Source organism: uncultured Allobosea sp. (assembly GCF_945956895.1).
GTDB lineage: Bacteria > Pseudomonadota > Alphaproteobacteria > Rhizobiales > Beijerinckiaceae > Allobosea.
Genome location: NZ_CAMFJF010000003.1, coordinates 1 through 25,882, shown reverse-complemented (window position 1 = coordinate 25,882; position 25,882 = coordinate 1). Strand labels below are relative to the sequence as shown.

At 66.6% G+C, this 25,882-nt stretch carries 23 protein-coding genes; 12 read left to right on the top strand and 11 right to left on the bottom strand.

The features are described 5' to 3' along the window. Positions 1-85: 85 nt before the first annotated feature. Positions 86-322 carry an Lrp/AsnC ligand binding domain-containing protein gene (locus Q0Q02_RS02765; protein WP_066610093.1) on the bottom strand — a complete coding sequence of 79 codons (237 nt, stop codon included), beginning with the start codon at positions 320-322 and terminating at the stop codon, positions 86-88. 53 nt (positions 323-375) lie between these two features. After that, positions 376-1,200, bottom strand: coding sequence for an alpha/beta hydrolase (locus tag Q0Q02_RS02760; RefSeq protein ID WP_293806671.1), 825 nt, complete (start codon positions 1,198-1,200; stop codon positions 376-378). A gap of 140 nt (positions 1,201-1,340) precedes the next feature. On the opposite strand from Q0Q02_RS02760, the gene Q0Q02_RS02755 reads away from it, so the two are divergent. Next, positions 1,341-2,339, top strand: coding sequence for an asparaginase (locus Q0Q02_RS02755; protein ID WP_293806669.1), 999 nt, complete (start codon positions 1,341-1,343; stop codon positions 2,337-2,339). A 159-nt stretch (positions 2,340-2,498) separates the two neighbouring features. Here Q0Q02_RS02755 and Q0Q02_RS02750 read toward each other — a convergent pair whose 3' ends face one another. Continuing rightward, positions 2,499-3,869, bottom strand: a complete 1,371-nt coding sequence (locus tag Q0Q02_RS02750; RefSeq protein ID WP_293806667.1) for a TIGR03808 family TAT-translocated repetitive protein — start codon at positions 3,867-3,869, stop codon at positions 2,499-2,501. A gap of 85 nt (positions 3,870-3,954) precedes the next feature. Then, complete coding sequence (gene meaB / locus Q0Q02_RS02745; RefSeq protein WP_293806665.1) at positions 3,955-4,941, bottom strand: methylmalonyl Co-A mutase-associated GTPase MeaB; 987 nt, start codon at positions 4,939-4,941, stop codon at positions 3,955-3,957. A 117-nt stretch (positions 4,942-5,058) separates the two neighbouring features. Between meaB and Q0Q02_RS02740 the strand changes: the two genes are divergently transcribed. The 3 genes from Q0Q02_RS02740 (at position 5,059) to Q0Q02_RS02730 (ending at position 8,328) form a co-directional block, all read left to right on the top strand. Further along, a complete protein-coding gene (locus Q0Q02_RS02740; protein ID WP_293806971.1) occupies positions 5,059-6,225 on the top strand; it encodes an alpha/beta hydrolase in 1,167 nt (388 codons plus the stop codon). Between the two features lie 134 nt (positions 6,226-6,359). Next, a complete protein-coding gene (locus Q0Q02_RS02735) occupies positions 6,360-7,364 on the top strand; it encodes an alpha/beta hydrolase (RefSeq protein ID WP_293806663.1) in 1,005 nt (334 codons plus the stop codon). 70 nt (positions 7,365-7,434) lie between these two features. Further along, positions 7,435-8,328, top strand: a complete 894-nt coding sequence (locus Q0Q02_RS02730) for a hypothetical protein (protein ID WP_293806661.1) — start codon at positions 7,435-7,437, stop codon at positions 8,326-8,328. A gap of 6 nt (positions 8,329-8,334) precedes the next feature. Here Q0Q02_RS02730 and Q0Q02_RS02725 read toward each other — a convergent pair whose 3' ends face one another. Next, positions 8,335-8,793: an Lrp/AsnC family transcriptional regulator gene (locus Q0Q02_RS02725; protein WP_293806659.1), complete on the bottom strand. Its 459-nt coding sequence runs from the start codon at positions 8,791-8,793 to the stop codon at positions 8,335-8,337. Positions 8,794-8,938: 145 nt separating this feature from the next. On the opposite strand from Q0Q02_RS02725, the gene Q0Q02_RS02720 reads away from it, so the two are divergent. Continuing rightward, the gene (locus tag Q0Q02_RS02720) at positions 8,939-10,222 is read left to right on the top strand and encodes a cystathionine gamma-synthase family protein (RefSeq protein WP_293806657.1); all 1,284 of its coding nucleotides are present in this window, start codon (positions 8,939-8,941) and stop codon (positions 10,220-10,222) included. Positions 10,223-10,235: 13 nt separating this feature from the next. On the opposite strand, the gene Q0Q02_RS02715 is transcribed toward Q0Q02_RS02720, so the two are convergent. Continuing rightward, the gene (locus Q0Q02_RS02715) at positions 10,236-10,973 is read right to left on the bottom strand and encodes a DUF3750 domain-containing protein (protein WP_293806655.1); all 738 of its coding nucleotides are present in this window, start codon (positions 10,971-10,973) and stop codon (positions 10,236-10,238) included. 164 nt (positions 10,974-11,137) lie between these two features. Here Q0Q02_RS02715 and Q0Q02_RS02710 point away from each other — a divergent pair, with 164 nt between their 5' ends. The 5 genes from Q0Q02_RS02710 (at position 11,138) to Q0Q02_RS02690 (ending at position 15,635) form a co-directional block, all read left to right on the top strand. Continuing rightward, complete coding sequence (locus Q0Q02_RS02710) at positions 11,138-12,250, top strand: polyamine ABC transporter substrate-binding protein (RefSeq protein WP_293806653.1); 1,113 nt, start codon at positions 11,138-11,140, stop codon at positions 12,248-12,250. Between the two features lie 26 nt (positions 12,251-12,276). Then, a complete protein-coding gene (locus Q0Q02_RS02705) occupies positions 12,277-13,443 on the top strand; it encodes an ABC transporter ATP-binding protein (protein ID WP_293806969.1) in 1,167 nt (388 codons plus the stop codon). After that, positions 13,440-14,342, top strand: a complete 903-nt coding sequence (locus tag Q0Q02_RS02700; RefSeq protein ID WP_293806651.1) for an ABC transporter permease subunit — start codon at positions 13,440-13,442, stop codon at positions 14,340-14,342. The genes Q0Q02_RS02705 and Q0Q02_RS02700 overlap by 4 nt, the downstream gene beginning before the upstream one ends. After that, positions 14,339-15,127, top strand: a complete 789-nt coding sequence (locus Q0Q02_RS02695; RefSeq protein ID WP_293806649.1) for an ABC transporter permease subunit — start codon at positions 14,339-14,341, stop codon at positions 15,125-15,127. The genes Q0Q02_RS02700 and Q0Q02_RS02695 overlap by 4 nt, the downstream gene beginning before the upstream one ends. 235 nt (positions 15,128-15,362) lie before the next feature. Beyond that, a complete protein-coding gene (locus Q0Q02_RS02690) occupies positions 15,363-15,635 on the top strand; it encodes a hypothetical protein (protein WP_293806647.1) in 273 nt (90 codons plus the stop codon). A gap of 62 nt (positions 15,636-15,697) precedes the next feature. On the opposite strand, the gene scpA is transcribed toward Q0Q02_RS02690, so the two are convergent. The 4 genes from scpA to Q0Q02_RS02670 form a co-directional block, all read right to left on the bottom strand. Then, on the bottom strand, positions 15,698-17,863 hold the full coding sequence (gene scpA / locus Q0Q02_RS02685; RefSeq protein WP_293806645.1) for a methylmalonyl-CoA mutase: 2,166 nt from the start codon (positions 17,861-17,863) through the stop codon (positions 15,698-15,700). Further along, the gene (gene thiD / locus Q0Q02_RS02680) at positions 17,860-18,678 is read right to left on the bottom strand and encodes a bifunctional hydroxymethylpyrimidine kinase/phosphomethylpyrimidine kinase (RefSeq protein ID WP_293806643.1); all 819 of its coding nucleotides are present in this window, start codon (positions 18,676-18,678) and stop codon (positions 17,860-17,862) included. The genes scpA and thiD overlap by 4 nt, the downstream gene beginning before the upstream one ends. Before the next feature lie 14 nt (positions 18,679-18,692). Then, a complete protein-coding gene (locus Q0Q02_RS02675; RefSeq protein WP_293806641.1) occupies positions 18,693-20,666 on the bottom strand; it encodes a methylmalonyl-CoA mutase subunit beta in 1,974 nt (657 codons plus the stop codon). A 167-nt stretch (positions 20,667-20,833) separates the two neighbouring features. Next, a complete protein-coding gene (locus Q0Q02_RS02670; protein ID WP_293806639.1) occupies positions 20,834-21,220 on the bottom strand; it encodes a DUF2267 domain-containing protein in 387 nt (128 codons plus the stop codon). Positions 21,221-21,378: 158 nt separating this feature from the next. Here Q0Q02_RS02670 and Q0Q02_RS02665 point away from each other — a divergent pair, with 158 nt between their 5' ends. Continuing rightward, positions 21,379-22,920, top strand: a complete 1,542-nt coding sequence (locus tag Q0Q02_RS02665) for a helicase HerA-like domain-containing protein (protein ID WP_293806637.1) — start codon at positions 21,379-21,381, stop codon at positions 22,918-22,920. A gap of 142 nt (positions 22,921-23,062) precedes the next feature. Here the strand turns inward: Q0Q02_RS02665 and Q0Q02_RS02660 are convergent, their stop codons facing one another. Further along, positions 23,063-24,406 carry an Nramp family divalent metal transporter gene (locus Q0Q02_RS02660; protein WP_293806635.1) on the bottom strand — a complete coding sequence of 448 codons (1,344 nt, stop codon included), beginning with the start codon at positions 24,404-24,406 and terminating at the stop codon, positions 23,063-23,065. A gap of 185 nt (positions 24,407-24,591) precedes the next feature. On the opposite strand from Q0Q02_RS02660, the gene Q0Q02_RS02655 reads away from it, so the two are divergent. After that, a partial coding sequence (locus Q0Q02_RS02655) for a M20/M25/M40 family metallo-hydrolase (protein ID WP_293806633.1) occupies positions 24,592-25,882 on the top strand: 1,291 nt, incomplete at its 3' end.

Below are 25,882 nucleotides of genomic sequence, written 5' to 3'. Positions count from 1 at the left end.
TCCGAACCTCCTGGAGCATCCTTCGAGACGCCATTCCTCGCGGAATGGCTCCTCAGGATGAGGGCTGAGGTAACGTGTCGCGCGCTCAGAACGCTTTGAAGGTGATGATCGTGTGCGTGTCGGCGATCTCGGGGATCGACTGCACCTTCTGCGCGACGAAATGGCCGATATCGACATCGGCCCCGACATGGAACTTGGCCAGGATGTCGTAATTGCCGGCGGTCGAGTAGATCTCGGAGGCGATCTCGCGATCGGCCAGTTCGCTGGCGACCTCGTAGGTCTTGCCGAGCTTGCATTTGATCTCGACGAAGAAGGTCTGCATCGCGCACTCCGAAACTCTGATGCCGTCTGGATAGAATCCTGGATGGGGGGAGATCAAGCGCCGGCGAGCGCGGCGATCCGTCGTGTCATCGCATTTTCGGGATCGCTCAGCCCGGCGATCACGGTGAAATGGTTGGCGCCGGGGATCTCCTCGTAGCGCGTCGCCACGCCTTCCAGCCCCCAGACGTCGACGAGCCGGCGGCTCTGCTTGTGATATTCGTCGCTCTCGGTGCCTCCGACCACGGCATCCATCGTCAAGCGCGACGGCGCCGGCCAGAACAGCGGGCTTTCGCGCTCGGCTGCCTCCATGTCGAGGCCCAGCGCCTTGTTGATGCTGGTCTCGGTCAGCGGCTTCAGGTTGTAGAGGCCGGAGATCCCATAGGCGGCCGGCACGAGCTGGTCCGGCAGATTCGGGTCGACATTCTTCCAGTTGGTCGCGAGCGCGCAAGCACTGAGATGGCCGCCGGCGGAATGGCCGGTCGCAACAACCGGCAGGCCGAAGCGCCGCCAGAGCGCCGCCGCCGCCTGCTGCAGTTCCCAGACGATATGGCCAAGATGGACCTGCGGGCAGAGGTCATAGCCGACGACCGCGACCGGCAGGCCGAGCCGGTTCAGCCCGCGCGCCATATGCGAGAAATAGCTGCGGTCCAGCGCCTGCCAGTAGCCGCCATGGATGAACATCACCAGCGCATTGCCCCGGATCGCATCGGGCTTGAAGAGGTCGTAGGCTTGGCGAGCGCCTTCGCCATAGGAGACGTCCAGCTCGCACAGGGCCTCGCTGCGATAGGCGGCGGCATCGGTCTGCCAGCTGGCGATGATGCCGGGGTGTTCCGGCACGCGGGCGCGGTTGTTGTACTCGGTCTCGTAGTCAGGCGACATCGATCGTCCATCGCTGAAGGGCGCAGGTTTGCTGGGCCGCACCGTGGCAGCCCGGCGCGCTTCGCGCCAGCGCTTTTGACAGGACCCCGGGTCGGCGCCAAAAGGCGGCAAGCCCACACGAATGGGCAATGGAGGTCGCCATGGAAAACCCTGTTCTCGCCGAGGTCACGCGCGGCAATGTCGTCGAATCGCGCCATCGCGGCGCTGCGATCGTCGTCGATGCCGATGGCGGCGTGGTATTTTCCGCCGGCGATGTCGAGCGCCCGGTCTTCCCGCGCTCGGCCGTCAAGGCGATTCAGGGCCTGCCGCTGATCGAGAGCGGCGCTGCTGATCGCTATGGGCTGACCGAGGCCGAGATCGCGCTCGCCGTCTCTTCGCATTCCGGCGAGCCGCTCCATGCCGAGACCTCGCTGTCGATGCTGCGCAAGGCCGGGCGCGACGCCGGCTGCCTCGAATGCGGCGCGCATTGGCCGTCGAACGAACTGGTCTCGCGCGCCCTGGCGAAGTCGGGCGCCGAGCCGAGCGCCCTCAACAACAACTGCTCCGGCAAGCACGCCGGCTTCGTCTGCCTGTCCTGCAACATGGACGAGGATCCCAAGGGCTATGTGAAGGCGAGCCATCCCGTGCAGCAGGCGGTGCGCGGTGCGCTGGAAGCCGTGACCGGCGCCGCGCACAGTGCCGACCGGATGGGCATCGACGGCTGCTCGATCCCGTCCTACGCCGTGCCGCTTTCAGCGCTGGCGCTGGGTTTTGCGCGGCTCGGCACCGGCCGGGGCTTCGGGCCGGAGCGGGCGAAGGCGGCGGCGCGCATCCGGGCTGCCGCGGCGGCCCATCCCTTCATGGTCGCCGGCACCGGCCGCTACGATACCCGGTTGATGGGCCTGCTCGGCGCGCGCGCCTTCACCAAGACCGGTGCCGAGGGCGTCTATTGCGCCGCGCTGCCGGAACTCGGTTATGGCATCGCCCTGAAATGCGATGACGGCGCCGGTCGCGCCGCGGAGATCGCGCTCGGCGCCCTGATCGCACGCTTCCTGCCGATGGACGATGCCACGCAGGTAGCCTTCGCGCCGCTGCGCGAGACCGTGCTGAAGAACTGGAACGGCATCGAGGTCGGCCGCATCCGCGCGCCGGTCGCCTGAGCCGGGGGCAGCAACTGTCCGAGCCCTCATCCTGAGGAGCCATTTCCTTGGAAATGGCGTCTCGAAGGATGCTTCAGATGCCTGGGGAACCTCCTGGAGCATCCTTCGAGACGCCGCTGGCGCGGCTCCTCAGGATGAGGGCTCGGGGATGGACCGAGTTCAACGCACCGCGTTGTTCGCGATCACGATCCCCGACGCCTTGGCGTCGGGAGCCTTCGTGAGGTCGCCGGTAACGGGCTTGCCGTATTCGGTGCCGATCACGGCGCCGTCGCGCGCTTCCGCGATGACGTTGTTCGCGATCAGCGCATTGCGTTCCTTCGGCACGAGTGAGACCGAGATGCCGATGCCGGTTTTTCTGATGACGTTGCCGGTGGCGGCGAGGTTACGCATGCCCCAGGACCAGCCGAGCGCAATGCCGGCATCGCTCACATCCTCGATGACATTGCCGGTCACAGTGGCTTCCGCCTCGACATGGACACCGAATCCGCCGACCGGGTCCTTGGTGTACGGCATGCTGACCCGCTTTGCCCTGCGGATGATGTTGTTGGCGCAGACCGCGACGCGCCCGCCATGGTCGAGATTGGTCATGGTCGCGCCCGCCGCGCAGTCCTCGACGAGGTTGTTGGCGATGATCGCACCCTCGAAGGCGAATTCGCTGTAGAGGCCGACCTCGCCGCAGCGCCGCCCCTGATTGCCGAGCATCTGCACGCCCGAGCCGGAATTGTTGCGGATGAAGGTCATCGCGCAATCGCGCAGCTGGTTGCCCTCGATGAGGACGCCGCCGGCGCGGAAGGTGCTGATGCCGTTGCCGTTCTGGCCGCTGCCGCCGCCCTCGGCGCGGATGCGCATGACATGGTTGCCGCGGACGATCGAGCCGTCGTCGCCCAGCTCGCTGCGCCAGATCTGGATGCCGTTATTGCCGCAATCCTCGACCCGGTTCTGCTCGATGGTGAGAGCTTTCGAATCGATCGAGAACAGCGCTGCATCCCGCATCCCTCGAAACCGGCTCGCCGTGATGCGCCCGCCGCAGCGGTCGAGCGTCAGCCCGACCGAGCCGGCCTTGGCGAAGGCGCATTCGAAGACCGTGATCTCGCCAACATTTCCTGCGGCAAGCAGGCCACTGCGCTGGGTGGCGGGAATGTCGAGCCCGTCGAAGCTTAGGCCGGAAAGCGCGGCGCGGCCGATATCGCGGGCGATGAGCAGGGGCTGGCCATTCGCCGTGACGAGATGGGTTTCGCCGGGCACGCCGATGATCCGGGCGTTCTCGGGCAGGGTGACGCCACCGATCCGATAGCGGCCGGGCGGCAGCAGGAGCGGCGCGCCGCGCGTGGCCGCCTGCTTCAAGGCTGCCTGCAACTGCCGTGACTGATCCTCGGCCGCGCCCGGGCGCAATCCGAACTGGCCCGCATCGAGCCCGAGATGGCCGAGCGGGCCGGCTGCCGCGCCGCGCGACTGGGCCTGAGCGGGCAGAACGGGCGAGACCGTGCCGAAAAGGCCCATCGCCAGTACGCTGCGTCGGGAAAGAACCATGGAAACTCCTGCTCGACCGGTGCCGATCAAGCCGCGTGCCAGCTTCACCTGTACCGATCCGGAACCGCGGCTCCCGGCGGTCGGTTCACAATCCCAGCGCCCGGGCGATCTCGTCGGCAGCTGCCGTCGGCGGCAGGCGACCGGCCGCGACGGCGGCTTCTAGCTCCGGAGTGCGGGCTTTCAGGGCGGGATCGTGCCGCAGCTTCGCCTGCAATCGGTCCTGCACCATCGCCCACATCCATTTCACGTCCTGCCGGCGGCGCTTTTCGGCGATCAGGCCCTTGGCCTCGAACCGGGCATGATGGTCCTCGACCTTGGACCAGAGGGCATCGAGGCCGAGCCCGGTCAGCCCCGAGATCGTCAGGACCGGCGTGCTCCACAGCGACGAGGCCGGCGCCAGGATGTGGAGGGCTGCCTTGTATTGTGCGGCGGCAGCGCGTGCGGCGATGGCGCCGTCGCCATCGGCCTTGTTCACCGCGATCATGTCGGCGAGCTCGATGATGCCCTTTTTGATGCCCTGCAATTCGTCGCCGGCATTGGGCAGCATCAGCACGAGGAAGAAATCGGTGAGGTCGGCCACCGCCGTCTCCGATTGGCCGACCCCGACCGTCTCGACGAGGATGACGTCGAAGCCTGCGGCCTCACAGAGCAGCATGGTCTCGCGCGTCTTGGCTGCGACGCCGCCGAGCGTGCCCGAGGAGGGGGAGGGGCGGATATAGGCTTGGCTGTCGACCGCGAGCCGGGCCATCCGCGTCTTGTCGCCGAGGATCGAGCCGCCGGTGCGGGTCGAGGAGGGGTCGACCGCGAGCACCGCGACCTTATGGCCTTTGCCGGTGAGATAGGAGCCGAGCGCATCGATCGTCGTCGATTTGCCGACGCCGGGCACGCCGGTGATGCCGACCCGCATCGCCCGTCCGGTATGGGGCAAAAGCTGCTGGATCAGGGCCTGTGCCTGCTCGCGGTGGTCGGCCCGGCGCGATTCCGCAAGCGTGATCGCGCGGGCCAGAGCTGCACGATCGCCGGCGAGGATGGCGTCGCCGAGCGGATCGGCTGGAGAGCTGCTGTCGACCATCTCGCCAGTTAGCAAGCTGCTGGCATGGCCGACAAGGCGTCCTCGCGCTTCACTTCCTTCATCACTGTGTCATGTGCGCATCTTGTGAATCCGCCGTGGCAATGAGACGACTTGGCGATGATGTGCGTGGCGCTGCGGCTTCGTGTTTTCCTGTTGGTCCTGCTGCTCCCGTTGGCGCTCGCGGCCTGTGGCACGCCGCGCGTGCTGGAACTGAGCGAGGCACCGAAGGCGGACATCGCCGGGACCGTTCAGATCTATGTCGCAACGACCCGCGAAATCTCGGCGCAGCCGGTCTATTTCAGCGGCGAGCGCGGACCGAAGCTCTCCTTCGCCCGTCTCGACATCACCGTACCGCGCAACCACAAGACCGGCGACCTGGAGCTGCCCGATTCGGGGCCGGGCGATCCTGCCAAGCATTTCACCGCGACCTATATCCAGAAGCTCGATCTCGCGCCGGTCGTCTCCGACGTGCGCAAGGAATTGCAACGGCGGCCGGCGTCCCAGCGCGACGTGTTGGTCTTCGTCCACGGCTACAACACGAATTTCGCCGATGCGGTCTATCGCTTCGCCCAGATCGTCCATGATTCCGGCTTCAAGGGCGTGCCGGTGCTGTTCACCTGGCCTTCACGGGGGCAACTCCTGGCCTACCCTTACGACCGTGAAAGCGCCTTCTACTCCCGTGATTTCCTCGAGCTGAACCTGCGTGCCATCGCCCGCGACCTTGGCACCTCGCGCATGGATATCCTCGCCCATTCCATGGGCACGCTGCTGACGCTGGAGACCTTGCGCCAGGCCGCGATCCGTGGTGACGGCACCTTTGGCGGCAAGTTGCGCGACGTCATGCTCGCGGCGCCGGATGTCGATCTCGACGTCTTCAAGACGCAGATGCGCGAGATCCGGCGGCCGGTGACGGTCTTCGTCTCGGCCGACGACCGCGCGCTCGACTTCTCCCGGCGCTTCGCCGGCGACAAAAAGCGATTGGGCGCGGTGTCGAGCAAGGACACCGAAACGATTGCGGAGCTGGAAAAGCTCGGCGTGAAGCTGATCGACATCTCCGAGGTTTCCTCCAGCGACAGCCTGAACCACGCGAAATTCGCGTCTTCGCCGAAAGTGGTGCAGCTCATCGGCCAAAGGCTGCAGCAGGACAAGGGCATCGGCTTTGCCGGGCCGCAATTCGGCGACAGGGTCGGTGATATCGCCGGCGGGGTCATGGGGACGGTTGGTTCGACGGTCGGGCTCGTCGTCACCGCGCCGATCACCATTATCTCGGGCGCGACGCGGTGATGTCGCCCCGGCGCAACGCCAGCCGTCGCTTCATCGAGAGGCGGCGCTCTTGCCCCATTATGGCCGCGTTGGCCTGCCTTTAGAGGTTCGGCCGTCAGATCGGCCTCTCAAATTCTGATCGGATGCCTGTCCCCATGCCCGTTACAAGGCGCGCCTTTTCATGCCGTTCGCTGGCCCTTGCGGCGTTCCTGCCGCTCGGCCTGACCGCCTGTGCGCAGAGTGAGGCCAGCGTCTCGCCCTTCTCGGAGCCTGAGCGGGCCGATACGTCGGCGCTTGGCAAGGACCCGCGATTGCTCGTCATGACGACGCGCCAGTCGACCGGCAACGCCACGCCCTATTTCAGCACCGATCGCGGCCAACTGACCTTTGCCGAGGCGCGGCTGGCGCCGCCGGGGCGCGGTATCGCAGGCCGGGTCTCCTCGGCGGTGAGCGGCGACTGGGCTGTGCTCGGGATTTCCAAGGAGACGACGAGGGACGCGGCGCGCGCCTTCTCGGATTCCGTGAACGGGCGCGACGTGCTGCTCTACATTCACGGCTTCAACGAGACCTTCGAGACCGCCGCGCGCAGCGCCGGCCAGCTCTCGCATTCGCTGGAATTCCAGGGTCGCACCGCGCTGTTTACCTGGCCCTCCGGCGGCAAGTTCTTCGACTATGCCTATGATCGGGAGAGCGCGCTCTGGTCGCGCGATGGCTTCGTCCAGGCGCTGCAGGCGCTCGTCGCCAATCCGACTGTCGGCCGCATCCATATCGTCGCTCACTCCATGGGCACCTTCCTGACATTAGAAGGCCTGCGCGAGCTGCGCGATTCCCAGGAGCTCTACGCCCGGATCGGTTCGGTCGTGCTGGCCTCGCCCGATGTCGATATCGACGCCTTCGAGCAGACGGTGAAGAAGCTCGGGCCCCTGGCTCAGCGCATGACCGTGATCATCGATCCCGGCGATCGCGCGCTGGCGGTCTCCGCCCGCATCGCGGGTGGCGTCGCGCGGGCCGGAGCGGCGGATCGCTCGCGGCTGGAGGCTTTGGGCGTCAGGGTCGCGGATACATCCGGCCGGGGCTGGAGCATGCTGCGCCACGACCTCTTCCTGTCCAATAGCGAGGTCACGCAGGTCGTGCGCCGCGCCATGGATCGCAGCGGCTAGGTCGCCGCGCGCGGATTCCGCCGAAAGGTGCTATCTGCCTCTGGGGCCGATGCACGAGAGGGCGGGCGGAATGAAGCGGCTGGGCAGGGGATTGACGGTCGTTGTGTTGGCGCTGGGCCTTGGCCTCAGCGCCGCATCGGCCGAGACACCGGCACTCTTCGCTCAGATTGGACCGGCCGAGAGCAGCTACGCCGATCCGCTGCCGGCCACCATCGAGGTTTCGAGCTATGCGCCGCCGGCCTGCGCGGCCAAGCCCTGCCCGTTGCTGATCGCGATCCATGGCATGGGCCGCAACGCGAAGGGCGCGCGCGACGCCTGGAAGGCTGCGGCCGATCAGGCGGGCTTCCTCGTTCTGGCCCCGCGTTTCGACAATGACCAGTTTCCGAGCCGCCTGTTCCAGCAGGGTGGGGTACGCGGCGAGCCGGACAAGGCGAAATGGACCTTCGGCCTGATCGAAAGGCTGTTCGACACCGCCCGCGCCCGCGGCCGCGTCGCCGGCAACAGCTACACGATCTTCGGTCATTCGGCCGGTGCCCAGTTCGTGCACCGCATGGTGATGCTCATGCCGGAGGCGCGCATCGCGACGGCCGCGGTGGCGAATGCCGGCTACTACACGTTGCCCGCGCTGACCGGCGAGAGCGGGGCGCGCGCCTATCCCTATTCGCTCAAGGGGACGCCTGCCGCCGATGCGACGCTGGCTCGCGCCCTCGCCAAGCCGATGCTGGTCATGCTCGGCGATCAGGACATCGACCCCAATCACCACCAACTCAACAAATCCCGCGGCGCGGAGGATCAGGGGCCGACCCGCTTCGCACGCGGGCAGCATTTCATGGCCACAGCCACGGACGAGGCGCGCCGTCTCGGCGTGGCGCTCCGCTGGCGCGAGGTCGACGTGCCGGGCGTGGCGCATCAGCAGAGCGGCATGGCCAAGGCCGCGGCGGCGGAGCTGTTCGGCTCTCGTTGAACGACGCTAGATCGGCGGCAGGCCGGAGCGCTTCTTGATCGTCGCCAAAGCGAAATTGGATTCGACCGACTGGATGCATTTCAATCGCGTCGCCTTCTGCTTCAGGAAGCGTTCATAGCCCTCGATGCCGTCGGTGACGACGCGCAGCAGATAGTCCTGCGAGCCGGTCATGAGATAGCACTCGGCCACCTCGCTCCAGCTTTCGACCGCTTTCTCGAATTCGGCGATCTGCTCCTGGTTCTGCTGGGTCAGCCGCACCGAGACGAAGACGCTGAAGGGCAGGCCATAGGCCTTGGGGTCGACGACGGCCGTATAGCCCTGGATGACACCGGTCTCTTCCAGCCGCTTGAGGCGGCGAAGGCAGGGCGTCGGCGAAAGCCCGACGCGCTGCGACAGGTCCTGGTTGGTGATACGCCCGTCCTCACGCAGTACGGCGAGAATCCGGCGGTCGATGCTGTCGAGCATGATATGCTCCATCTAAATCAAAATTGAGCAGAAAGCTGCTTATTGCACATTAGGATGATGCTGATCGGCCAAGCAATGGCGCGCCGATAGGAATAATCTGGTGGCAGAAACCGGCCTGCGCAGCAGGATCGCAAGGGAGACGGCCATGAGCGAAGACAACTACCACAAGGACCGGATCGCCAACCGCAAGCTCCATCCCGAGACGCTGATGATGGGCTTCGGCTACTCGCCGGCCATGTCGGAGGGCTCGCTCAAGCCGCCGGTCTTCCTGACCTCGACCTTCGTTTTCGAGAACGCCCAGCAGGGCAAGGATTTCTTCGACTTCACCTCCGGCCGGCGCCAACCCAAGCCCGGCGAGAAGCCCGGCCTGGTCTATTCGCGCTTCAATCACCCGAACATGGAGATCCTCGAGGATCGCCTGGCGATCTGGGACGAGGCCGAGAAATGCGCTGTCTTCGCCTCGGGCATGGCGGCGATCGCAACGACCTGCTTCGCCTTCCTGCGGCCCGGCGACACGATCCTGCATTCGCGCCCGCTCTATGGCGGCACCGAGACGCTGCTGAAGAACCAGATGGGCGCCTTCGGCGTCACGCCCTTCGGCTTCACCGACGGGCTCGACATCGCGCAGATGCGTGACGTCGCCAAGGCGGCCGCCGCCAAGGGCCGCGTCGCGATGATCCTGGTCGAGACCCCGGCCAACCCGACCAACGGCCTCGTCGACCTCGCCGCCTGTAAGGCGATCGCCGACGAGCTGGAGAAGTCGCAGGGCCATCGCCCGCCCGTCGTGGTCGACAACACCATGCTCGGCCCGAAATACCAGAAGCCGCTGAAGCAGGGCGCCGACCTCTCGCTGCTCTCTCTGACCAAATATGTCGGCGGCCATTCCGACCTCGTCGGCGGCTCGATCAGCGGTTCGGAGGCGCTGGTGCGGCAGGTCAAGGGCTGGCGCGGTTCGCTCGGCACGCAGCTCGATCCCAATTCCTGCTGGATGCTGATGCGCTCGCTGGAGACGCTCGACATCCGCATGAGCCGCGCCAACGAGAACGCCAAGCTCGTCGCGGAATACCTCGAAAGCCATCCCAAGGTCGCCCGGGTCCACTATCTCGGCAATCTCAAGGAGAGCGATCCGCGCAAGGCCGTCTTCGACCGCCAGTGCACGGCGGCGGGCTCGACCTTCGCCTTCGACGTCAAGGGCGGCGAGAAGGAGGCCTTCGCGCTGCTCGACAACCTCCAGATCATGAAGCTCGCGGTCAGCCTCGGCGGCACCGAGACGCTGGTCTCGCATCCCGCCGCGATGACCCATTCCGGTGTCGCCCGCGAATTGCGCGAAGAGATCGGCCTGACCGACGCGCTGATCCGCATCTCCGTCGGCATCGAGAATATCGAGGACCTGATCTCGGATCTGGCGCAGGCCTTCGAGGCGGTTTGACCGCCTCGAAACCTTAAACTCCGACCCGTCCCCAGCCCGGCAGCTTCAGCGCCGGGCTGCGCAGGTCGAGCCCGGCGACGAGGCTGAGCAGATTGATCTCGATGCCCTCGACCCAGCCCACGGTCACGCCGGCAAGCCCGTAGAGCGAGGCCTGGATACCGGTGCGGCTGGCGGTAAGCCCCGCGAAGAGCCCGTCGGCGCGCCAGTCCTTGCCGAGCGCTGTCGGCGGCAGCGCCTGATGCAGCTCGGGCACCTCCGCCAGCACGTGCTGGACGAAGCTGTTCGAGTTCGGCCCCGGCCATGCGAGATAGCTGCCGGGGCTGGAATACGCATAGCTCGCGACCGCCGCACGGATGCGCGGGATCAGCCGCTCCGCTGCCTCGCCGCGAAGCTCGGCGACCGGCTCCGGCATGTTGCCGAACCAGCGGCCATCGGCATCGCGATGGTTGACCCGGACCGGCGCACCCCAGCCGACGACATCGAAGCGGGTATAGGCGCTCGCACCCCGCTCCTTCACCACCACCCAGGAATGATGCGCGAAGATGCCGCGCCAGCGCCCGACGCGCGCGGCGAAAACATGTACCGTGGCTTCAGGCTCGACCGAAGCCGCCGGCAGGAGCTTCGCGCTCGTCCAGTCGGCGCGCTGCCAGTCCGGCGCATGCGTCTGCCAGATCCACCAGCCCGCATGGCTCGCGAGCGGCAGCAGGAAGGCGATCGCGAAGAACAGCAGGAAGCGGCGGAGAAGGCGCATGCGGTACGGTATGTGCATGACGGCGCGGGCCGGCAAGAACCCGGCGCATCACGCTTGCGTCAGGCGCAGCTTGCCTGTGCGCGGGCGTTCGCTCGCGCCCGATCGCGGTTGATGCCGGGGGGAAAGCTGGTAGCGTGCGCGCGCCAACACGATGGAGGGGCGGATTGGGTAGGACGACGAAGCGACTGACCGAGGCGATTGCAGCTTGCGCGATCGGATTGGGACTTCTGGCCGCACCAGTGGCCGCGCAGGACAAGCAACTGCGCATCTTCAACTGGTCTGATTATGTCGATCCGGAGGTGCTTGACGCCTTCAAGAAGGAAACCGGTATCACCGTCGTCTACGATACCTTCGACCAGATGGAGACGGTCGAGACCAAGCTTCTCGCCGGCAAGACCGGCTACGACCTGATCGTCGTCACCGCATCCTTCCTGCCGCGCCATATCCCGCTGGGCATCTACCAGCCGGTCGACAAGGACAAGGCGCCGAATCTCAAGAATATCTGGCCCGAGATTCAGACGCGGCTCGGCAAGTACGATCCCGGTAACAAATACGCCGTGAACTACATGTGGGGCACGACCGGGATCGGCTACAATACCGCGAAGGTGAAGGAGCGGCTCGGCCCGGATGCGGTGATCGATAGCTGGAAGATCGTCTTCGAACCGGATCAGCTCAAGAAGCTGTCGAATTGCGGCGTGCATGTGCTCGATGCGGTCGAGGAGATGTTCCCCGCGGCTTTGCGTTATCTCGGACTTGATCCCGATTCCAAGAACGAGGCCGATCTCAACAGGGCCGGCGAGCTTCTGCGCAAGATCCGCCCGCATATCCAGAAGTTCCACTCCTCGGAATACATCAACGCGCTGGCGAACGGCGATATCTGCCTGGCCGTCGGCTATTCCGGCGACATCCTCCAGGCCAAGAAGCGCGCGGAGGAGGCCAAGAACGGCGTCCAGATCGCCTATTCGATCCCGAAGGAGGGCGCGCTGATGTGGTTCGACTCCCTGGTGATCCCGAAGGATGCCGGCAATGTCGAGGCTGCCATGAAGTTCATCGACTTCGTCAACCGGCCCGAGATGGCGGCGAAGAACTCGGACTTCATCCAGTATGCCAACGGCAACCTCGCCTCGAAGCCGTTCCTGTCGGCGGCGGTGCGCGACAATCCCGGCATCTACCCGTCGGACGAAGTGATGGGGCGGCTCTACACGATCACGCCCTATGACCAGAAGTCCCAGCGGCTGGTGAACCGGCTCTGGACCCGCGTCAAGACCGGCAAGTGACCGGCTCCGGACAGGTCGCGAGCACCATGAAGAAGACCTCGCCCGGCAGCGTGCGCCGGGCCTTCCAGCCCTGGAACGACCCGGCGGCGAAGCCGCTGGTCGAGTTCCGGGGCGTGACCAAACGCTTCGGCGACGTCACCGCGGTGGGCGATCTCTCGCTCGCGCTCTACCCGCGCGAGTTCTTCGCGCTGCTCGGCCCCTCCGGCTGCGGCAAGACCACGCTGATGCGCATGCTCGCCGGTTTCGAGACGCCGGATGCCGGCACGATCCTGCTCGACGGGCAGGACATCACCGGCATCCCGCCGCATCTGCGGCCGATCAACATGATGTTCCAGTCCTATGCGCTGTTCCCGCATCTCAGCGTGGCCGGCAACATCGCCTATGGGCTGAAGCGCGAGGGGCTGCCGCGCGCCGAGATCGACCGGCGCGTCGAGGAGATGCTGGCGCTGGTCAAGCTCTCCGGTCTTGGTGGGCGCAAGCCGCATCAGCTCTCCGGCGGCCAGCGCCAGCGCGTCGCGCTCGCCCGCTCGCTGGCCAAGCGGCCGAAGCTGCTTCTGCTCGACGAGCCGATGGCGGCGCTCGACAAGAAGCTGCGCGAACAGACCCAATTCGAGCTGATGGATCTGCAGAGCGAGCTTGGCCTGACCTTCATGGTCGTCACCCACGACCAGGACGAGGCGATGACCATGGCCGACCGCATGGCGGTGATGGACCATGGCAAGCTCGTCCAGATCGGCCCGCCCGACGTGATCTACGAGGCACCGGCCAATCGGCACGTCGCGGAGTTCGTCGGCGACATCAACATCTTCGAGGGCAGGATCGCGGCCGTTGAAGGCGAACTCGTGCGTGCGGACGTGCCGATCGTCGGCACCGTCGAGCTCGACGAGGAGGCGCCGGCGCTGAAGCCGGGCGAGCCCCTCATCGTCGGCATCCGGCCGGAGAAGATCGAGATCGCTCATGACGAGCCGTTGCAGGCCGTCAACAAGGTCGCGGGCGAGATCTGGGATATCGGCTATCTCGGCGACTTCACCATGATCCAGGTAATGCTGGGCCAGGGCGACGAGGGGCAGGGCGGCCAGCTCGTCAAGGTCGCTCTGGCCAACCGGACGCGCCGGATGGCCCGGCCCTTCGCCTGGGACGACAAGGTCTGGCTCTCTTGGGATGTCGAGGCCGGCATGGTGTTGCCGCCATGAGCGCGGCCGCCTCGTTGCAGCGCCTACGCCGCCTCGTGGTGGCCGTGCCTTATCTCTGGCTGGCGCTGTTCTTCCTCGCTCCCTTCGCCATCGTGCTGCGCATGGCCTTCTCGCAAGCTGCGACGGCCCTGCCGCCCTATGCCCCGCATTGGGAAGGCTTCGCCCAGCTCGGCGAATTCCTCTCGCAGCTCGATATCGCGAATTTCAGCCTGCTCGGCGACGATCCGCTCTACTGGCAGAGCTATCTCTATTCCCTACGCATTGCGGCGCTGACCACGATCTTCGCGCTCGCGATCGGCTATCCGCTCGCCTACGCCATGGCATCGGCGCCCGCGCGTTGGCGCGGAATCCTGCTCGTCTTCGTCATCCTGCCATTCTGGACCTCCTTCCTGATCCGCGTCTACGCCTGGATCGGCATCCTGCGGCCGGAAGGGCTGCTCGACGCCGCGCTCGCCTTCCTCGGCTTCGAGGCCGAGCCGCTACGTCTGCTCAACACCGAGACGGCGGTGCTTCTCGGCATGGTCTATTCCTACTTGCCCTTCATGGTGCTGCCGCTCTTCGCGACGCTGGAGAAGCTCGATCGCGGCCTGCTCGAGGCGGCGGCCGATCTCGGCGCCACACCGATCACGGCCTTCCTGACGGTGACGCTGCCGCTATCGCTGCCCGGCATCCTCGCCGGTTCCGCTCTGGTCTTCATCCCGGCTGTGGGCGAATTCGTCATCCCGGACCTGCTCGGCGGCCCCGATACGGTGATGATCGGCAAAGTGCTCTGGAACGAGTTCTTCTCGAACCGCGACTGGCCGCTGGCCTCGGCCGTGGCGGTGGTGCTGCTCGTCGCGCTGGTGCTGCCGCTCGTCCTCGCCCAGCGGGCACGGCTGCGGCGGGAGCTGGCGGCATGAGCCGGCTCGGTCCCGGATTGATCCTGGCGCTGATCGTCGGCTTCGCCTTCCTCTACCTGCCGATCCTGACGCTCGTCGCCTACTCCTTCAACGCCTCGCGGCTGGTGACGGTCTGGGGCGGCTTCTCGACGCATTGGTACGGCGCGTTGATGCAGAACGGGCCGCTGCTCGATGCTGCCTGGCTCTCGATCCGCCTCGGCTTCGTCTCCGCGACGTTGGCGACGATCCTCGGTACGCTGGCGGCACTTGCTCTGGCGCGCCATGGCCGTTTCATGGGGCGCACGCTGTTCTCAGGCATGGTGCTGGCGCCGCTCGTCATGCCCGAGGTGGTGACGGGGCTGTCGCTGCTGCTGCTCTTCGTCGCCGCCGATGTCGAGCGCGGCTTCTGGACGGTCACGATCGCGCACGCGACCTTCAGCCTCGGCTTCGCCTGCATCGTCGTGCAATCGCGGCTGGCCGGCTTCGACCGCTCGCTGGAGGAAGCGGCACAGGATCTGGGCGCCACGCCCTTCGTCACCTTCCGGACCGTGACCCTGCCCTTGATCTGGCCGGCGGTGGCGGCAGCCTGGATGCTGGCCTTCACGCTCTCGCTCGACGACCTCGTCATCGCGAGCTTCACGACCGGGCCCGGCGCGACGACGCTGCCGATGCGGCTCTATTCGGCGGTCAAGCTCGGCGTCTCGCCCGAGATCAACGCCGCCTGCACGATCATGATCGGCGCCGTCGCCGTCGTGGTGATCGCGGCTTCGCTCCTGCTCAAGCGCGAGCAGCTCTCCGGCAGCTAGGCTGCCTTGGGTCGAATTTATCCGTCATTGCGAGCGCAGCGAAGCAATCCAGGGGGATTGGGTGAGACGTTGAACCCAGTCCCCCTGGATTGCTTCGTCGCTGCGCTCCTCGCAATGACGGCATGGCTCCTTGGATAAACACGGGCTGAACGGCGCCCTCAAAGCCCGTTCAGCCAGAACCTGCGAATGTCCGATCCGTGGCAGGGCGATCCCTGCCGGAACAGGACATGAGACCATGTTTGGCAATCGCGCCCGGATCGGTTTGGCAGCGCTCGCGCTCAGTGGTGCCGTGCTCGCAGGGGCAACATTCGCCGGGGCTGGCGAGGCCCGGGCCTTCGGCGGTGGCTATGAGCGCTCCTATGATCGCCCGGCCTATGGTTATGGCTGGCGCTCCGCGCCGCCCGCCGTCTACGGCTTCTGGGGGCACCGCCGCTGGCACCGCTACTCCGACGAATATGGCATGCGGCCGCCACCGCCGCGTTACGGCTATGGTTACGGCTGGCGGTAAGTGTCGCCACGTCGGTCGTGATCATGGGGCGGGCGCTGTCGGTTGGCAGCGCCCGCCTTCTTTTATTCCGCCGCCGTCCGCTGGGCGTAGCCGAGGCGCTCGTTCAGTTCCTGCAGCAGCTTCTCCGCCGCATCGGCGATGACGGTACCGGGCGGGAAGATCGCCGAGGCGCCGGCTTCGATCAGCGCGTCGAAATCCTGCGGCGGGATGACGCCGCCGACCACGATCATGATGTCGGGCCGGCCGGCCTTGGCGAGCGCGGCCTTCAGCTCCGGCACCAAAGTCAGGTGGCCGGCCGCCAGCGACGACACGCCGACGATATGGACGTCGTTCTCGACCGCCTGTCGCGCCGCCTCGTCGGGCGTCGCGAAAAGCGGGCCGATATCGACGTCGAAACCGAGATCGGCGAAGGCCGAGGCGATGACCTTCTGGCCGCGATCGTGGCCGTCCTGCCCCATCTTGGCGACGAGGATGCGCGGGCGGCGCCCATCGGCCTCCTCGAAGGCTTCGCACATCAACTGGACGCGCGTCACGGCTGGGTTCATCTCGCCGACCTCCCGCTTGTAGACGCCCGAGATCGCCTTGATCTCGGCGCGGTGGCGCCCGAAGACCTTCTCCATCGCCATGGAAATCTCGCCGACCGTCGCCTTGGCGCGGGCAGCCTTCACCGCGAGATCGAGCAGGTTGCCGTTGCCGGCCGCGCCATTGGTCAGCGCGGTGAGGGCAGCCTCGACCTCGGTCTCGCTGCGCTCGGCCTTGAGGCGCTTGAGCTTGTCGAGCTGCTGAGCGCGCACGGCGGCATTGTCGACCTTGAGCACGTCGATCGTCGCCTCGTTGTCGGGCTTGTAGCAGTTGACGCCGATGATCGCCTGCTGGCCGCCATCGATGCGGGCCTGCGTCTTGGCGGCGGCTTCCTCGATGCGGAGTTTCGGGATGCCGGCCTCGATCGCCTTGGCCATGCCGCCGAGCTTCTCGACCTCCTGGATATGGCCCCAGGCCTTCTCGGCGAGCTCGGCGGTCAGCCGCTCGACATAATAGGAGCCGCCCCAGGGATCGATGATCCGGGTCGTGCCGCTCTCCTGTTGCAACAGGATCTGGGTGTTGCGGGCGATGCGGGCGGAGAAATCGGTCGGCAGCGCCAAGGCCTCGTCGAGCGCGTTGGTATGCAGCGATTGGGTATGGCCCTGCGTCGCAGCCATCGCCTCGATCATCGTGCGCGGCACGTTGTTGAACACGTCCTGGGCCGTCAGCGACCAGCCGGAGGTCTGGCAATGGGTGCGCAGCGGCAGGGATTTCTCGTTCTGCGCCCCGAAATCCTTGACGAGCTTCGCCCAGATCAGCCGGGCGGCGCGCATCTTGGCGACCTCCATAAAGAAGTTCATGCCGATCGCCCAGAAGAAGGACAGGCGCGGCGCGAAGACATCGACCGAAAGCCCCGCGCGCTGGCCGGCGCGGATATATTCGACGCCGTCGGCCAGCGTGTAGCCGAGCTCGAGGTCCTGCGTCGCGCCAGCCTCCTGCATGTGATAGCCGGAGATCGAGATCGAGTTGAATTTCGGCATGTTCGCCGAGGTGAAGGCGAAGATGTCGCCGATGATCCGCATCGAGGGCGAGGGCGGATAGATATAGGTGTTGCGGACCATGAACTCCTTGAGGATGTCGTTCTGGATGGTCCCCGAGAGCTTGGCCTGCGGCACGCCTTGTTCTTCCGCCGCCACAATATAGAGCGCCAGCACCGGCAGGACGGCGCCGTTCATCGTCATCGACACGCTCATCTGGTCGAGCGGGATGCCGGAGAACAGGGTGCGCATGTCGTAGATCGAGTCGATCGCGACGCCGGCCATGCCGACATCGCCGGCGACGCGCGGATGGTCGCTGTCATAGCCGCGATGGGTCGCGAGGTCGAAAGCGACTGAAAGCCCCTTCTGGCCTGCGGCGAGATTGCGCCTGTAGAAGGCGTTGGAATCCTCGGCCGTGGAGAAGCCGGCATATTGCCGGATCGTCCAGGGCTGGTTGACATACATGGTCGGGTAGGGGCCGCGCAGATAGGGCGCGATCCCCGGCAGCGTCTCGACGAAGGGCAGGCCGTCGCGGTCGGCTGCCGTATAGACCGGCTTGACCGGGATATCCTCGGGCGTCTGCCAGGCTTCGCCCGTGGGCAACGCGCTGGCAGCGGGGCGAGCCCCGGCGGCGAAGGACAACTTCGTGAAATCCGGGATCGCGGTCATGGCTGGCTCCCCTGGTCCCACCAATGATGGAAATGATGCACCGGTCCGTGGCCGTGGCCAACTGCAACCTGATCGGCCGCGGCGATGGCGGCCGAGATATAGGTCTTGGCGTGGCCGACAGCCTCCGGCAGATCCAGCCCCTTGGCGAGGTTGGCGGTGATGGCTGAGGACAGGGTGCAGCCCGTGCCATGCGTGTTGCGCGTCGCGAGACGCGGCGCGTTGAAGCGCTGGCGCGCACCTCCTGCGAGCAGCAGGAGGTCGCTGCTGATCTCGCCGGTGCCGTGGCCGCCCTTGACCAGCACATTGGCCGCGCCGAGCGCGGCCAGCTTCTCCGCCTGCTCGTCCATGGCCTGATCGGTCTCGGCCATGCCCATGCCGAGCAGCGCGGCGGCTTCAGGCAGGTTCGGCGTGATCAGCGTCGCGAGCGGGAAGAGATGGGTCCGGATCGCCTCGACCGCCGCGCTTTCCAGCAATCGCGCCCCGGAGGCCGCGATCATGACGGGGTCGAGCACGACATTCTTTGCGCCATGGCGCTTGAGCCCGGCCGCGACCGTCTCGATCAGCTCCGCCGTCGCCAGCATGCCGATCTTGACGGCATTGACGTCGAGATCCTCGAACACGGCGTCCATCTGCTGGGCGACGAAATCGCGCGGCACGGCATGAATGGCGCTGACGCCTCTGGTGTTCTGTGCGGTCAGCGCGACGATGACGCTGGCACCATAGACCTGATGCGCCGCGAAGGTCTTGAGATCGGCCTGGATGCCGGCGCCGCCGCTCGAATCCGAACCGGCGATGGTGAGGGCGATGGCAGTCAAACTCTTGTCTCCGGTCAGGCGCCTGCGACGGCCTGAGCATGTGTGAGCGTCTCGACCACGTCGCAGCCCATATAGATGAACGAGGTCACGCCGGCCTTGTTCAAGGCTTCGGTCTCGGCCGGCCGGCCGGCGAGCCAAACGGTTGCGCCAGCCTTGGCTAGCGCCTCGGCTGCGACGGCACCTTCAGCGGCATAGGCGGCATCCGAGCCGCACAGGCACGCGAGCTTCGCGCCCGAGGCGTGGAAGGCGGCGATCAGCGCGTCGAGATCGGTCGCGCCATCCTTGGCGAAGCCATCGCCGCTGGCCGCCGCCAAACCGCCGGCTTCGAACAGGTTGCGGGCGAAGCCGGCGCGCGCCGTGAAATCGGCGATCGGGCCAAGCGTCGCCAGGAAGACGATGGGGCGCTTCGGCTGGGCGTCGGCCTTGTCGCGCAGCACCTCGAACGGCTCCGCCAGCCGGAGCGAGGGCAGGGGCTCCGCCCGCAGGCCCGCGGCAGGCGCCGCGAGAGCGTCGGCCCGGCCGGCGCCGTCGACGAAGGAGCGGATGATCTCGCCCTGGTTGCGCTCCGCAAGACTGCCTTGCACGCGCTTGCCGTCGAGCTTGACCGGCGCGACGGCGAACACGGCCGCTTTCTCTTCGCGGATATTGGGGAACTCGCTGGTGCCGGTGATCGGCTCGCGGCGGGTCGCCACGGCCTTGGCGCGGGTGGCGCGCTGCTCGGCGAGCGTCTTCTGGAGATGGCCGTCGACCAGGGCTGCGACAATGCCGGCGAGATCCCCGCTGCGCTGCCGCTCGATCTCCTGAAAGGCCAGCCAGCCTTGCTCGCAGAGCGTCTGCGTCAGCGTCTCGAAGCCGCCGGCGCCGGCGGCGGGGTCGGCGACGCGCCAGAGATTGCTCTCTTCGAGCAGGATGAGCTGGGTGTTGCGGGCGACGCGGCGCGCGAAGGCGTCAGGCAGGCCGAGCGCGGCCGTGAAGGGCTGGACGGCGATCGAGTCGGCGCCGCCGACGCCGGCCGCGAAGGCGGCGACGGTGCCGCGCAGCAGGTTGACGTTGGGATCGCGCCTGGTCAGCGAGCGCCATGCCGTCTCGGCATGGATGCGGGCCGGCTTCGGTGTCAGGCCGCAAGCCTGCTGGATGCGATCCCAAAGCAGGCGCGCGGCGCGGAACTTCGCCACGGTCAGGAACTCGTCGGTATCCGCGACCAGCGTGAAGGCCAGGGCATCCCGCGCCTCGGACAGTGTCATGCCCTGCGCCTCGATCGCGCGCAGATAGGCGACCGACGTGGCAAGCACCACGCCGAGCTCCTGCGCCTCGCTGGCGCCGGCCTCATGATAAGGCCGGCTGTCGACCTCGATGAACGGCCCGGCGAAGCCACGCTCCTTCAGCGTGCGGATCGTTGCCGCAAGCCGGCGGCCAAGCTCGGGCCAGGGCGCTGCTAGCGAGCCACGGCCGGCGAAGACGCCGATCGGGTCGAGGCCGAAGGAGACGGAGAGTTCGCTCGGCGCATGGCCGCGCTTCTGGATCAGGGCAGCCAGCAACAGGGCATTGATGCGGGCCTGTGGGGCCGGGTCGAGCCGCAACCGGATCAGGTCCAGCATCGCCCCCTGGAGTGCGGCATCGAACGCTGCCACGTTGTCGGCAGCGAGTCCGTAGCCGTGCGCCGCCTGCGCGCCCGCAAAGCTGATGGTCAGCGTGTCGGCGCCGCCTTCGAGATCGGCGAGAGCGAGAACCCGCGCTTCGTCCGGCTGCGGATGGTCGAGACGGGCCGCGACATGCCAGCGCCCGGTTTCGGCGCGCAATGCCCGTGTCGATGCGGTTGCCGCAGGGTAGAGCGGCTCGATGCGGATCCCGTCGGCGGTCCGGCCTACGAGCTTCTTCTCGAAATCGGCACCCTTCAGGACCTTGTCGACCGCCACGCGCCACGCGTCATGCGACGGCGCCGCGAAAGCGTCGAGATAGGGAAGGTCGGATGGGGCAGCCGAGTTCATGCGCGCCTATGCTCCTCTTCCGCACAATGTGCAGCCGTGGAGCGCTGATTGCCATGGGTGCGCGCGCACCGCCATCCCTACTTCGTCGCAAGGCAGGTGCGGGAATGCAAAAATGCCGCGGAGCCATCCTGAGACGGCGCCGCGGCGATCCGGGAATTTCGATGGAATCAGACGAACTGGCCGAGGCCCGGGATCGCGCCGACGATGGCGCCCATCGCGTCCTCGCCCGCCTTTTCGCGGCCGACGGCGAACATTTCCTTCGAGATGCTCTGGATCTGGCCCATCGAGAGGCCCGCACCCATCAACTGGCCGCCGAGCGCCATCACGCCCCCGCCGCCGCCCATCAGCCCGCCGATCGCCCCGAGCATGCCGCCCTTGGCGCCGCCTTCGGCATCGGCCAGTTCCTGCGCGCCCGGCAGCGCGGCCATCAACTGGCCGATCTCGGCAGCGGGGCCTTCCTTCTGCAGGAAGGCAAGGATGATGCCGACGCCCTTGCGGGCGAGTTCTTCATTGATGCCGGCGGCCGCAGCCACGCGCGTGAGCAATTCTTCCATGATACCCAAACCCCTTGCCAGAATGGCTTCGCCACGAAGTCTTCGAAAAATAGTTTACATATTTACGATCTGATTTCCAGCGGCCCCGGGCTTCCGCCTTCTGCGTCGTTTGGTTACACCCTTGCCGTACCGGCGCGAAACCTGATGGACGAATTTCAATGGCGAATGACGGCGCGATTCTGATCGGCAAGAGCGGCAAGCCCGAAAACCTTCTGCTCAAGCTCGCCAATCGCCATGGGCTGGTGACCGGCGCGACCGGAACCGGCAAGACGGTGACCCTGCAAGTGATGGCCGAGGGCTTCGCCCGCAACGGCGTCCCGGTCTTCGCAGCCGACATCAAGGGCGATCTCTCCGGCATTGTCGCGCCCGGCGATTCGAAGCCGCCCTTCGTCAACCGGGCCAAGGAACTTGGCCTCAAGTATGACCCGGACCAGTTCACGACCGTCTTCTGGGATGTGTTCGGCGAGCAGGGCCACCCGGTCCGCGCCACCATCTCCGAGATGGGCCCGCTGCTGCTGGCCCGCCTGCTCGATCTCAACGACACGCAGGAAGGTGTGCTCAACATCGCCTTCCGCATCGCCGACGAGCAGAAGCTGCTGCTGCTCGACCTCAAGGACCTGCGCGCGATCCTGACCTTCATCGCCGAGAATGCGCAGGAGTTGACCACCAAATACGGCAACGTCACGTCGGCGACGGTCGGAACGATCCAGCGTGCCTTGCTCGTGCTGGAGAACCAGAAGGGCGATCTCTTCTTCGGCGAGCCGGCGCTCGACATCAACGACCTGATGAAGACGGATCGCGACGGCCGCGGCATCGTCAACATCCTCGCCGCCGACCAGCTGATGAACAATCCGCGGCTCTACGCCACCTTCCTGCTCTGGCTGCTCTCGGAGCTGTTCGAGCAGCTTCCCGAAGTCGGCGATCTCGATAAGCCGAAGCTCGTCTTCTTCTTCGACGAGGCGCATCTGCTCTTCAACGGCGCCCCTAAGGCCCTGCTGACGGCGGTCGAGCAGGTCGTGCGCCTGATCCGCTCGAAGGGCGTCGGCGTCTATTTCGTCACGCAGAACCCGCTCGATATCCCGGATACGGTGCTCGCACAGCTCGGCAACCGCGTCCAGCACGCGCTGCGCGCCTTCACCCCGCGCGACCAGAAGGCGGTGCGCGCCGCTGCCGAGACCTTCCGCCAGAACCCGAAGATCAACACGGAGGAGGCGATCAGCCAGCTTGCCGTCGGCGAGGCGCTGATCTCGATGCTCGAGGGCAAGGGCTCGCCCGAGATGGTCGAGCGTGCCCTGATCGCGCCGCCGATGGCGCAGGTCGGCCCGTGTTCGCCACAGCAGCGCCAGCAGGCGATCAACATGTCGCCCGAGAAGGGCAAGTACGACACCATGGTCGACCGCGAGTCGGCCTATGAAATGCTGCTGAAGCGCAAGAATCTGAATCCGGACGGCTCGCCGATCGAAGCGTCGGCGGATGGCGGCGGGGGCGGCGGCATCCTCGACACGATCGGCGGCTGGCTCGGCGGCGCTCCGCAGCAGCGCCCGAAGACGGGGCCGGGCTCGCGTGGCGGTCCGCTGCCGCAGAGCATGGCCGAGAAGATCATCACCTCCGCCGCCCGTTCGGCCGCGACCTCGATCGGTCGGCAGGTCGGCACCGCCATCCTGCGCGGTATTCTGGGCTCGATGTCGGGGAAGCGCTGAGGGCTGCTTAAGCGCGTCATTCTCGGGCGAAGCGAAGCTTCGACCCGAGAATCTCGGCCCGGAAAGGATGCCTGAGCCTCTGTCGGCAGTAGATGCTCGGGTCAAGCCCGAGCATGACGCGCGTCGGGGGGCGCTATTGCCCTCAAGCCCCGGTCGCGAAATCGACGATCAGCTTGATGTTCAGCACGATGATGATCGCGGCGACGATGCCTGCGGTCAGGCTGAGCCAGCGCGGGGCGACAAGCGCACCCATCTTGTCCTTCGAGGCGGTGAACATCACCAGCGGCACGACCGCGAAGGGTAGTTGCAGGCTGAGAACGACCTGGCTCAGGATCAGGAGCTTCGCCGTCTGGCTCTCGCCATAGATCAGCGTGACCGCAATCGCCGGGACGATGGCGACGAGGCGCGTCACCAGCCGCCGCATCCAGGCCGGCAGGCGGATGCGCAGGAAGCCCTCCATCACGATCTGCCCGGCCATGGTCGCGGTCACCGTCGAGTTCAGGCCGCAGCAGAGCAGGGCGATGGCGAAGAGCGCGGGCGCGATCGAGGCGCCGAGCAGGGGCTGCAGCAGTTCCTGCGCCTTGCCGAGCTCGGCGACGTCGGTATGGCCGGCCTTGTGGAAGGTCGCGGCGGCGAGGATCAGGATCGAGGCGTTGATCAGCAGCGCGAAGCAGAGCGCGAGGGTGGAATCGATCGTCGCGAATTTCAGTGCCTCGCGCTTCTCCGGCAGCGTCTCGCCATAAGCGCGGGTCTGCACGATGCCGGAATGCAGGTAGAGGTTATGAGGCATGACCGTCGCGCCGATGATGCCGAGCGCGATGTAGAGCATGTTCGGGTTGGTCACGATCTCCGTCGTCGGCGCGAAGCCGCGGATGACCTCGCCCCAGTTCGGATCGGCGAGCGCGATCTGGATGCCGAAGCACAGCGCGATGACGCCGAGCAGCGTGATGATGAAGGCTTCGATCCAGCGGAAGCCGCGCGTCTGTAGCCACAGGATGATGAAGACGTCGAAGGCGGTGATCAGCACGCCGATCTCGAGCGGGATGCCGAAGAGCAGGTTGAGGCCGATCGCGGTGCCGATCACCTCGGCAAGGTCGGTGGCGCAGATCGCCAGTTCCGCCAATAGCCAGAGCGGCCAGGCCATATAGGGCGGATAGGCATCGCGGCAGGCCTGGGCGAGGTCGCGCCCCGTCGCGATGGCAAGCCGTGCGCAGAGCGATTGCAGGATGATCGCCATCAGGTTCGAGACCAGCGCGACGACGAGCAGCGTGTAGCCGTACTGGGCGCCGCCGGCGAGCGATGTCGCCCAGTTGCCGGGGTCCATGTAGCCGACGGCGACGAGATAGCCGGGCCCGAAGAAGGCGAGGAACTTGCGCCAGCTCGACGAGCTCGGCGTGACCTTGATGGTGCGGAAGACATCCGTCAGGGACGGTTCGCCCCGCGATCGAAGCCAGATCGACGAGGATTCGGGGGCGCTTTGCGACATGATGAGGCCTTGCTGCAACTTGATTGCAATAAGGGGTATCGGCTCGTTGTCGGTCTGTCAACGCAATTGCGAATGATTGGCAATTAGCGTCAGGGCGCAGAAGCGCGAGCCTGCCCGCCATGCGCGAATAGGAGCTGACGCCCGCAGCGGGGCTTGCCATGATGCCGTCACCTGAATCGCATCCGATGGCCGACATGACCAAGCTTCCCGCCATTCTCGCTCGCCTCGACGATGGGCTCGACGCCTCTCTCGACCGTCTCTCCGCCTGGCTCGAGATCCCCTCGATCGGCACCGACCCGGCTTTCAATGCGCAAACGCGTGCTGCTGCGGAGTGGCTGCGGGCTGATCTGGAGGGGCTCGGCTTCAAGGCGGAGCTGCGCGAAACCGGCGGGCACCCCGTCGTTCTTGCCCACCGTCCCAAGCCTGGCGCCTCGCATGCGCTGTTCTACGGCCACTACGACGTCCAGCCGGTCGATCCCGTCAGCCTCTGGGATACCGATCCGTTCAAGCCGGCCGTCCGCGAACTGGAGCCTGGCCGCAAGATCATCTCGGCGCGCGGCGCCTGCGACGACAAGGGCCAGGTGATGACCTTCATCGAGGCGCTGCGCGCGACGCTGGCCGAGACCGGTGACCTGCCGATCGGCCTGACCATCCTGGTCGAGGGCGAGGAGGAATCCGGCTCGGTCAACCTGCCCGGCTACATCAAGGCCAATGCGGCGGAGCTGAAGGCCGATTACGCGCTGGTCTGCGACACCGGCATGTGGGACCGCGAGACGCCGCTGATCACCTCGACCCTGCGCGGCATGGTCTATCAGGAGGTGACGCTGACGGCGGCCGATCGCGACCTGCATTCCGGCCTGTTCGGCGGCGCGGCCGCCAACCCGATCCATCTCCTCGCGCGCATCCTCGGCGAGATCCATGACGAGACCGGCCGCATCACCATCCCCGGCTTCTACGAGGGCGTGCACGAGCCGACCAATGCCCAGAAGGCCGAATGGGCCGACCTGAACCTGACGGAAAAGGATTTCCTCGGCCAGATCGGGCTCAAGCACTCCATCGGCGAGAAGGGGCGGATGCTGATCGAGCAGATTCAGTCGCGCCCGACATGCGACGTCAACGGCATCTGGGGTGGCTATACCGGCGAGGGCAGCAAGACGGTCATTCCGGGTAAAGCCTCTGCCAAGGTCTCGTTCCGGCTCGTCGGCGACCAGGACCCGGCGAAGATCGCCACTGCCTTCCACCAGTTCATCCGCGAGCGCCTGCCCGAGGACGTGACCGCCGAGTTCATCAGTCATTCCGGCTCCCCGGCGCTGGCCGTGCCGGTGGATTCGCCGGTGCTCCAGAAGGCTCGCGTCGCGCTCGCCGAGGAATGGGGCGGTCGCGTCGTCTCGATCGGCAGCGGCGGCTCGATCCCCGTCGGTGGCGATTTCAAGCGCACGCTCGGCATCGATACGCTCTTCGTCGGCTTCGGCCTCG

Coding starts and splice junctions, on each gene's coding strand:
- Q0Q02_RS02765 (WP_066610093.1), bottom strand. CDS start 322: ATGCAGACCTTCTTCGTCGAGATCAAATGCAAGCTCGGCAAGACCTAC.
- Q0Q02_RS02760 (WP_293806671.1), bottom strand. CDS start 1,200: ATGTCGCCTGACTACGAGACCGAGTACAACAACCGCGCCCGCGTGCCG.
- Q0Q02_RS02755 (WP_293806669.1), top strand. CDS start 1,341: ATGGAAAACCCTGTTCTCGCCGAGGTCACGCGCGGCAATGTCGTCGAA.
- Q0Q02_RS02750 (WP_293806667.1), bottom strand. CDS start 3,869: ATGGTTCTTTCCCGACGCAGCGTACTGGCGATGGGCCTTTTCGGCACG.
- meaB (WP_293806665.1), bottom strand. CDS start 4,941: ATGGTCGACAGCAGCTCTCCAGCCGATCCGCTCGGCGACGCCATCCTC.
- Q0Q02_RS02740 (WP_293806971.1), top strand. CDS start 5,059: ATGATGTGCGTGGCGCTGCGGCTTCGTGTTTTCCTGTTGGTCCTGCTG.
- Q0Q02_RS02735 (WP_293806663.1), top strand. CDS start 6,360: ATGCCCGTTACAAGGCGCGCCTTTTCATGCCGTTCGCTGGCCCTTGCG.
- Q0Q02_RS02730 (WP_293806661.1), top strand. CDS start 7,435: ATGAAGCGGCTGGGCAGGGGATTGACGGTCGTTGTGTTGGCGCTGGGC.
- Q0Q02_RS02725 (WP_293806659.1), bottom strand. CDS start 8,793: ATGCTCGACAGCATCGACCGCCGGATTCTCGCCGTACTGCGTGAGGAC.
- Q0Q02_RS02720 (WP_293806657.1), top strand. CDS start 8,939: ATGAGCGAAGACAACTACCACAAGGACCGGATCGCCAACCGCAAGCTC.
- Q0Q02_RS02715 (WP_293806655.1), bottom strand. CDS start 10,973: ATGCGCCTTCTCCGCCGCTTCCTGCTGTTCTTCGCGATCGCCTTCCTG.
- Q0Q02_RS02705 (WP_293806969.1), top strand. CDS start 12,277: ATGAAGAAGACCTCGCCCGGCAGCGTGCGCCGGGCCTTCCAGCCCTGG.
- Q0Q02_RS02700 (WP_293806651.1), top strand. CDS start 13,440: ATGAGCGCGGCCGCCTCGTTGCAGCGCCTACGCCGCCTCGTGGTGGCC.
- Q0Q02_RS02695 (WP_293806649.1), top strand. CDS start 14,339: ATGAGCCGGCTCGGTCCCGGATTGATCCTGGCGCTGATCGTCGGCTTC.
- Q0Q02_RS02690 (WP_293806647.1), top strand. CDS start 15,363: ATGTTTGGCAATCGCGCCCGGATCGGTTTGGCAGCGCTCGCGCTCAGT.
- scpA (WP_293806645.1), bottom strand. CDS start 17,863: ATGACCGCGATCCCGGATTTCACGAAGTTGTCCTTCGCCGCCGGGGCT.
- Q0Q02_RS02675 (WP_293806641.1), bottom strand. CDS start 20,666: ATGAACTCGGCTGCCCCATCCGACCTTCCCTATCTCGACGCTTTCGCG.
- Q0Q02_RS02670 (WP_293806639.1), bottom strand. CDS start 21,220: ATGGAAGAATTGCTCACGCGCGTGGCTGCGGCCGCCGGCATCAATGAA.
- Q0Q02_RS02665 (WP_293806637.1), top strand. CDS start 21,379: ATGGCGAATGACGGCGCGATTCTGATCGGCAAGAGCGGCAAGCCCGAA.
- Q0Q02_RS02660 (WP_293806635.1), bottom strand. CDS start 24,406: ATGTCGCAAAGCGCCCCCGAATCCTCGTCGATCTGGCTTCGATCGCGG.